The organism is Thermogutta sp. (assembly GCF_014359955.1).
GTDB lineage: Bacteria > Planctomycetota > Planctomycetia > Pirellulales > Thermoguttaceae > Thermogutta.
The window spans coordinates 1-7,129 of record NZ_JACIYL010000166.1 but is presented as its reverse complement, the minus strand read 5'-3'; the positions used below and the strand labels follow the sequence as shown (position 1 = coordinate 7,129).

7 protein-coding genes are annotated in these 7,129 nt (G+C 54.4%); 4 read left to right on the top strand and 3 right to left on the bottom strand.

Annotated features, from left to right (window positions below; all coding sequences use genetic code 11):
• The 4 genes from H5U08_RS07185 to H5U08_RS07170 all read left to right on the top strand — a co-directional run.
• A partial coding sequence (locus tag H5U08_RS07185; RefSeq protein WP_297031668.1) for a hypothetical protein occupies positions 1-1,120 on the top strand: 1,120 nt, incomplete at its 5' end.
• A gap of 234 nt (positions 1,121-1,354) precedes the next feature.
• The gene (locus tag H5U08_RS07180; RefSeq protein ID WP_297031666.1) at positions 1,355-2,533 is read left to right on the top strand and encodes a hypothetical protein; all 1,179 of its coding nucleotides are present in this window, start codon (positions 1,355-1,357) and stop codon (positions 2,531-2,533) included.
• The gene (locus tag H5U08_RS07175; protein ID WP_297031664.1) at positions 2,526-4,388 is read left to right on the top strand and encodes an AAA family ATPase; all 1,863 of its coding nucleotides are present in this window, start codon (positions 2,526-2,528) and stop codon (positions 4,386-4,388) included. The genes H5U08_RS07180 and H5U08_RS07175 overlap by 8 nt, the downstream gene beginning before the upstream one ends.
• Complete coding sequence (locus tag H5U08_RS07170; protein WP_297031662.1) at positions 4,385-4,993, top strand: 4Fe-4S single cluster domain-containing protein; 609 nt, start codon at positions 4,385-4,387, stop codon at positions 4,991-4,993. Before H5U08_RS07175 ends, H5U08_RS07170 begins: the two co-directional genes overlap by 4 nt.
• On the opposite strand, the gene H5U08_RS07165 is transcribed toward H5U08_RS07170, so the two are convergent.
• The 3 genes from H5U08_RS07165 to H5U08_RS07155 all read right to left on the bottom strand — a co-directional run bounded on the left by H5U08_RS07165 (position 4,968) and on the right by H5U08_RS07155 (position 6,765).
• Positions 4,968-5,630, bottom strand: coding sequence for a glycoside hydrolase domain-containing protein (locus H5U08_RS07165; protein ID WP_297031670.1), 663 nt, complete (start codon positions 5,628-5,630; stop codon positions 4,968-4,970). The two genes, H5U08_RS07170 and H5U08_RS07165, sit on opposite strands and share 26 nt — an antisense overlap.
• Positions 5,596-5,928, bottom strand: a complete 333-nt coding sequence (locus H5U08_RS07160; RefSeq protein ID WP_297031660.1) for a hypothetical protein — start codon at positions 5,926-5,928, stop codon at positions 5,596-5,598. Before H5U08_RS07160 ends, H5U08_RS07165 begins: the two co-directional genes overlap by 35 nt.
• A 96-nt stretch (positions 5,929-6,024) precedes the next feature.
• A complete protein-coding gene (locus H5U08_RS07155; protein WP_297031658.1) occupies positions 6,025-6,765 on the bottom strand; it encodes a glycoside hydrolase domain-containing protein in 741 nt (246 codons plus the stop codon).
• Between the last annotated feature and the right edge of the window lie 364 nt (positions 6,766-7,129).

Here is a 7,129-nt window from a genome sequence, read left to right as displayed (position 1 = left end):
TATCGCCCCCCAGAGGAAAGACTGTGATCCACAGTGGCTCCGCTTCGAAGAGCTGGAGATAACCCCAGCGGGCCAACGGATGCTGGCGGAGAACCGAATAGAAGCACGAAGTCAAGTCCATGAGGAATCGTTTCTCTTCGATCCCATCGGCGCGAGAATCCTCACCGAGGAAGACTCTCTCCGCTACTCTTCTCAATCCCCGGCCATCAGAGTCAATCCTGAGGTCTTCCATAATCTGTTCCCTGAAAACCTGATCAGGGAATGGATTCCCAATGCCCGTTTCCCATGGTGGCGCCCTCAGGCTCGTATTCAGGGGCTTAGACCAATCGGGAAACCCAAGATTCTGTGGCGGGAGGTCATGGCAACCGTGGACCTGCTAGATGGGCAGCTCACATTGCAATTGCCAAACGAAACAGAGACCGAATACATCAATCGCCTTCCTCCCGGGGAAATCGTGGAACGATTTCTCACACCGGCCCTTGGTTTGGATAGTTTAGCTGGGGAAAAGTTGGAAACGTGGCCGATTGTATCTGCATTCTCGGGCGGTTCGGATGGCGGTCAATATGTGATCCTTCCCCGATTGTCCGAAACGATCCCCGATTCCGCACGCTGGTGCATTGTGAATCCCAAACTCCTCTCGCTGGCTGTTTCGGTCCAAGCCCAGGGGCGACTTATCGTCGGCTTTGATCCCAATCTCTCCCATGATCTTGCTGTGCAATGGAACTCCGATGGGGCTGGGTGTCAGGTGATAGAACGGGGCAACTGGCCATTTCCCGACAGTGTGCTCTGTGTTTGTGAGACCCACACATTGATCGGTCATCGCCTCCAAGTGCGAGTGCAGGATGAGGAAGTTCTCCTGCCGGTGGGTGTGTGGACACCAAATACAACCTCGGCACCTGGAGAACCAGATGTGCTCCGCAATCTCGCAGCCAAATTGCGCCACGTGCTTGATGAAGAGCGCCTGCTGATCCCGCGATGGTGGCAGAAAAAGGAGACCTTTGAGACTCAAACGCGCGAGATCCTGGTACAGGCGGGCTATTCCATGAGCGAGGCAGAGGTTTTCATTGCCCGCCTTGAAACTCGGTTTACCAACATCCAGAAACGGAGGGGAGCACGCTAAACATGTGACGGAAGGCCGCGGTAAACGGGAAGGCGCTCCGGTTTTTTGCGATCAGGGTCGGATTCTCTGGGAGCCGAAACTTATATCGGGTGGTCCGAGACGTTGACCGGAAGTTGCACGAGAATCCCGCGAGGGGAACGTAACGCAATCCGCCAAATCGTGCTTCTTGTTATTCCGTTGCACCGTCTTTCGTAAAAAAACGAGAGAAACCAAGAAAGGGTATGGGGTGTTGCTATGAGCGAACTGGGTATTTTCGAGTGGATTGTCGGTAGTCCTTCGCAAGACCGTCGTCGTGACAGACACGCGGAAGAAGCCCGACGCGCACAATACCTGGAGCGAGTTCGTGAGACTACCAGCCGATATCGAGACCGCTATGTGGAAACCTATGAGGATCTCCTCGCTCAAGGCCTCGATCAGTACCTGCCGCAAGAATTTGCATGGGTTGAACAGCAACTGGACGATCTTGATGAACTTCTCGAGACTGACCCCCTGGCCGCTCGCGATTTAAGTTTTGAACTGGCTCCTATAATCAGTCGGCTACCCGCACGTGCCCGACAGGCCCGGCGAGAATATGAGGAGGCACGCCGTCGTCAGGAAGAGCGTTTGGCCAAACTGCGGGCCGAAGCCACATCCGAGCTCGGCCGATTTCTCGAAGAGGCCATCGCGCAGATAACCGATCCCGTGGAACAGGATTTCGTCCTGGAAGACTTGCAGGCTCTGAGAGACGAATTTGCGCAACGGTCTGTTCTTCCCGAGGAACTGCCTGCCGTTCAATGTGAGATCAGAGAGAGGATCCAGCTTCTTCGAGAGAAAGGGGCGCGTCGGGCTCAAGAATGGAGGGACGCGAAGACACGCCAGATGGAGAGCGAAGCTCGTCGAAAACTTCTCGACCTCTACAGTGCCGAGCTAGCAAGGCACCCTAATCAGGTTGAAGCTCAGCAGAGGCGAGAACGTCTGGAAAACCTTTATAAGTTGGCCGAGGCGCAAGGATTATCCCTCGAAGAGTTTCAGGCACGGTTGGTGGCAGAGACGGAAGATGCAGAATCGGCTCCGCATGGAGAAGAGGCCCGCCGCCAGGTGGTCCGCGCAATCATGGAAAGTCTAACTCGTTCGGGTTTCATCGTTGATCAGCCGCGACTTCTTCGGGAAACAGACGAAGTTCTGATTCGCGCCAAAAAGCCAGCCGGAGCAGAAGCCAACTTTACGGTCCGCCTCAACGGGACGATGATTTACAAGTTTGATCATTACGAGGGCATGAAGTGCAAGGACGATATCGACAAAGTCCTACCCTTACTGGAACAGATCTACGGCATCCGGCTGTCCGACGCCCGCGTGCTCTGGCGGAATCCTGACCGATTGTCCAAGTCAGCGCGCCCTTTGGATGTGAATCAACGGAGAGAAAGCCATGGCTAATCATCGCGAAAACCGCTGGCTGGAGAACTTCACTCGACAGGCCGCGATCCGACGTGCCCTCATCGTCCATGGAGAGGTTCAGGATCTGTGCTATTGTCCGCATACGCAGCAATACCGTTGCGTCAGCGAGGTGCTCGTTAACACCCTCAAAAACATGGGTTTTGACCATGTTGTGGTTTGGGACCGATTTTCGGGTGTGCAAGGAGTTTCGGACAATGTATGGCAGCGACTCATGCGAAACGCCGTAGCGGCCTCACAACCGCGCAATAACTTTTCCATGGAGGGGGAAGCATATGATGTGGGCAGCCGACCCACCCCGCCACCCAGCACGACGCCTCTACAGGCCGATGATTTCCTTGCCGTGGTGTATCACAATCTCGTGCATCCCTCGGTGGAGCGCTACGTTTTTCTCATCGACTGGTCACAATATCTCTTCGGTAACGCCAATGCCCTCTCCGAACAGGAACGGCAGTGGCTGCTCGTCATGTCGAAGGCGATTCGCAATGCTCCTATTTCGGTCATAGAGTTGGACGCGCTGACCCAGCCAGGAAATCTCATCGTTTTGCTGTGCTCGCAACTGGGCGCCCTGCCGCCTGCCCTTTATATGGGCAACCCAGCGATCGCCGATGTTCTCATCCCCCCACCGGGACGCCCCGAACGCGAAGGCTTTTTGCAACGGACTCTTCATGCCTGGTGCCTGAAGTCCTTGCCTCGGCCTGGTGAAGTAAAGTTTTCTCAATTTGTCGATTCCCTCGACGGAATGACCATCCGCGATCTCCATCAACTCCTCAAACTCTCCCGGGTAAATTCCGCAGAGCCGCTGTCGTTCGAACATCTTATCAATCTTTACAAGTACGGGCAGCGGGAAAGCCCTTGGGAAGATCTCAGTCGAGGGCGACTGGCGACCATTCGTGAGGAACTCAAAAACCGGGTGAAAGGTCAGGACGAGGCTGTGGAAAAAGTGGCGAGCGTCATCATCCGGGCCTACACGGGGTTGTCCGGACTCCAGCACTCGATCAAACAGAAGACTCCCAAAGGTGTTCTCTTTTTTGTGGGGCCGACGGGGGTAGGCAAGACCGAACTTGCCAAAGCGCTTGCTCAATTCCTTTTTGGCGATGAGGACGCCTGTATCCGTTTCGATATGTCCGAGTTCAACCACGAACACAGCGACCAGCGGCTCGTCGGTGCTCCTCCCGGTTATGTGGGTTATGAGGAAGGGGGCCAACTGACTAATGCCGTGAAAAGACGCCCATTCTCCGTTCTACTTTTCGACGAAATCGAAAAAGCTCATGTCCGGATCCTCGATAAGTTCCTGCAAATCCTGGAGGACGGACGACTAACTGACGGGAAGGGAGAAACGGTTTCCTTTGGCGAAACAGTTATCATTTTCACATCCAATATTGGGGCGTCAGAAATCACGTATCAGGACGATCCTGAGGCTACTCGTCAGCAGTTTTTGGAAAAGGTTCGTCATCACTTCATTCATGTAGCCCAAAGGCCGGAACTTCTCAATCGGATCGGTGATAACATCGTTCCTTTCCGATTCATCACGAATGAGGAATTTCTGGTGGCCATTGCGCGAGCAAAACTGCAACCCCTTCGCGAACGTCTCCGCGAAAAATACCGTTTTAAGGACCTCGTTTTTGATGACGAGGCAAAGGCTTTGCGTGCTATCGTGTCACGCGTTGATCGCCAAATGGGGGGACAAGGCGTTCTCAATCAACTGGTGAAATACCTTCTCGATCCTCTTGCCATGTTTTTATTCGAGGAAGATGAACCCGCGGCCTACGTGGGACGCACACTTGTAGTACATCAGGCAGGTAACGAGCCCAAATTTGCTTTTGAAGTCGTATGAATACACCCTGGTTGAACCTTGCCCACTGGCTGGATTGCACAGAAGTAGAGGGTCCCGGACGAAGATTCGCTCTATGGGTGCAGGGGTGCCATATTCGGTGTCCCGGATGTTGCAATCCGCACATGCTGGAATTTGTGCCCCGACATCTCGTGCCCGCTGAGAGAGTTGTGGAGTGGATATTAGACGCGCACCGACGCTGGAACCTGGAGGGTGTGACTTTCCTCGGCGGAGAGCCTATGCTTCAGGCCAAAGGTCTTGCCCTGGTAGCAGAAAGATCCCACCGCACGGGCCTTTCGGTCATGGTTTTCACCGGCTTCACTCTGGAATACCTTAACAACTGTTCCCTACCCGGCGTGAAAGAACTCCTGGCAGTCACTGATCTTTTAGTCGATGGGCCGTACCTGGCCCATTGTCCAGAGACGAAACGTCATTGGGTTGGTTCCACCAACCAGCGATTCCATTTTTTAACTGATCGATATCAGCCGGGCGTGGAATACGATCCTCGTTTCGCCAGAGGCATGGAACTCCGCATCCGGTCCGACGGAACGGCGACCTATAATGGCTGGCCGGGAGAACTGATTAGTGAGGTTGGACGAGAACCATAGCGTCATCCAATCCATTTAACTCAAGTTCCAGGATGTTTCCCGCGATGCTCACCGGGGCTTCACTGACGACCTCCCGAGCACTGAGCGTCTCTGGTTGACCCAGCGCTGAAAAGTCGATCGTCAACCTGGCGCGACATTTTTCCTGTACGAGATTAAAGGCCACCAAAATAAAGCCCCGTCTAGGCCTGTTGTAGAGACTTACCTTCACAGTCTCCTGGTCGCAGCGAACGAACTTCGCGCTGTCCCAATAAGGGATCCACTGTGCCTCGTGGCGTCCTAGCTCGTCGAATGCCCGCCACATGCTGGCAGAGACCGCGACGTCTTCCATTCTGTTGGGCCTGACGGGCACGTCGTGGAGAAGGGCCAGCCCCACCGCCTCCCGGCGTTGGAACGGTCCGCTGGGATACCACAACAGCTCTGCCGGCACACCCCAGTTGCGCCCCATGAACTCCGCGCGGAAAGCATCAAGGGGCAGAACCTCACCAGGTGATTCCGGTCGCTTGATGCTCTGCAGACGTTCAACGTTCCAATGGCTCGTGGCAAAGGCAAGTGTCGGGATAACCATGCAGGTGGATTGATGAACGTTTACCTGGCCATTTGGGTTACGTTTTTTCACGATTGTGTAAATTCGCCGCATCGTCTGGCGGATGGCGAAGATCGGATACGTTGTTTCCACCGACCCATCCGGCTTCACGTTGCCACAACCATGGACCTGATTCCTGCACCCCCACGGCTCCGAGGTCCCGTCCAGGCACACCGTCGATATCGTATTCATCGATTAGTTTGGCGATCCCATCACGGATAAAGTCCTGCCAGTGACTGCGGTAACACACAATGTAGGCGGTTTGCTCGGGTTTCCGCTTGTATCCTCCGGCCCGCGGGTACACCAGGTACTCCTCAGGATATTGATCCCATTCTGGTGCGAGGGTGCTCATCTCGTATCCATGGTAGAGCAGCAACTGAATGCCGCGGTCATGACATGCTTTGACCAATTTACGAAGCTTTTCTCCGTGCGTTGTGCGGGGGTAATTCTAAATATCAGTCCAATGTTCATGGAAGCAGATCGTCTTCACGCCATATTCCGCCAACCGATCGAGGATTCCTGGCGGATTCTCTTCGATTCCGTAATTCCCCATGTGGCAAATTCGATAATCCCAGGCGTCCGGTTGCATCGGTTTAACCGGCGTTGCCTGAAAGCCAAACGTATATTCCAGCGGTGTGTTGAGCTTACGAGGTTTGCCCACGAGATGAATAACCAGAACGACGGAGTTCTTTTCCGGACGGACTTCGATAACCCGGTTCGGATCCACATCCCAAAAGTTTTGATCTGATTCAGCAAACCAGGCTAATCCCCGTTCATCGTCACCAATCCAGAAGAACGGTTTAAACGAGATCTGGTATCCGTCGGGTGGAATGGCTCGGGAATTGAAGACACTCCCCCACCTGCCTGGCCAAAAGTGGAAATACTTGGCCCGCTCTGGCCGAAAAGGAATTTCCAGGTCAAGTTTTTCCATCGCCACATCGGGATGAGCGGGGTTGAGCTGGAAGTCGCAGCGGAGCATCCCATCATATTCGATGAGGACCGTGCCGCTGCATTCAATGCTATCCGTCGCCGCTCGAATGCGAAGCCTTGCCCGCTCGGGAGAGCTCTCCAGAACGGTCAGCTCCCTGCCCTTCCATAAGAGTGGTTGGCCGCCTGACGTACCACCTAAAGCGATCGGTCCAGCGAGGATTTCCTGCGACGCCGAAGTGATCTGAAATCGCCACCTCACGATTTCTGACCGCCAGTCCAGCAGTAAAAAATTTGACCGATTCCTCGCTTTGTGCACAGGAATCGGTCTATCAATAGTCTTGGGAGCTACCGGGATAAATGCCGGTAGCGTGCTAACGTCTATTATCAGTTGCGATAAGGGAACTGAAAGAGACCTACCGGGATCAACCTGGTGATCTGCTAATACCACAGCGCAGGATTATGGGCGCGGCACAGCATCTTGCGGCCGCAGCACTCATGTCAGCACAACATGTGGTGGGTGTATTGTGGCGTCCAGGTAAATCTGCGCTGTAGTACTAACCCGGGGTGAGGAACGGTCTTTCAACGTGTGGATGAGGAAGACCGTCTGGCCGCGTCAACAAGGC

Excerpts from the sequence above, each read along its gene's own strand:
- H5U08_RS07170 (WP_297031662.1), top strand. The coding sequence starts at position 4,385 with ATGAATACACCCTGGTTGAACCTTGCCCACTGGCTGGATTGCACAGAA.
- H5U08_RS07160 (WP_297031660.1), bottom strand. The coding sequence starts at position 5,928 with ATGAGCACCCTCGCACCAGAATGGGATCAATATCCTGAGGAGTACCTG.
- H5U08_RS07165 (WP_297031670.1), bottom strand. The coding sequence starts at position 5,630 with ATGCGGCGAATTTACACAATCGTGAAAAAACGTAACCCAAATGGCCAG.
- H5U08_RS07180 (WP_297031666.1), top strand. The coding sequence starts at position 1,355 with ATGAGCGAACTGGGTATTTTCGAGTGGATTGTCGGTAGTCCTTCGCAA.
- H5U08_RS07175 (WP_297031664.1), top strand. The coding sequence starts at position 2,526 with ATGGCTAATCATCGCGAAAACCGCTGGCTGGAGAACTTCACTCGACAG.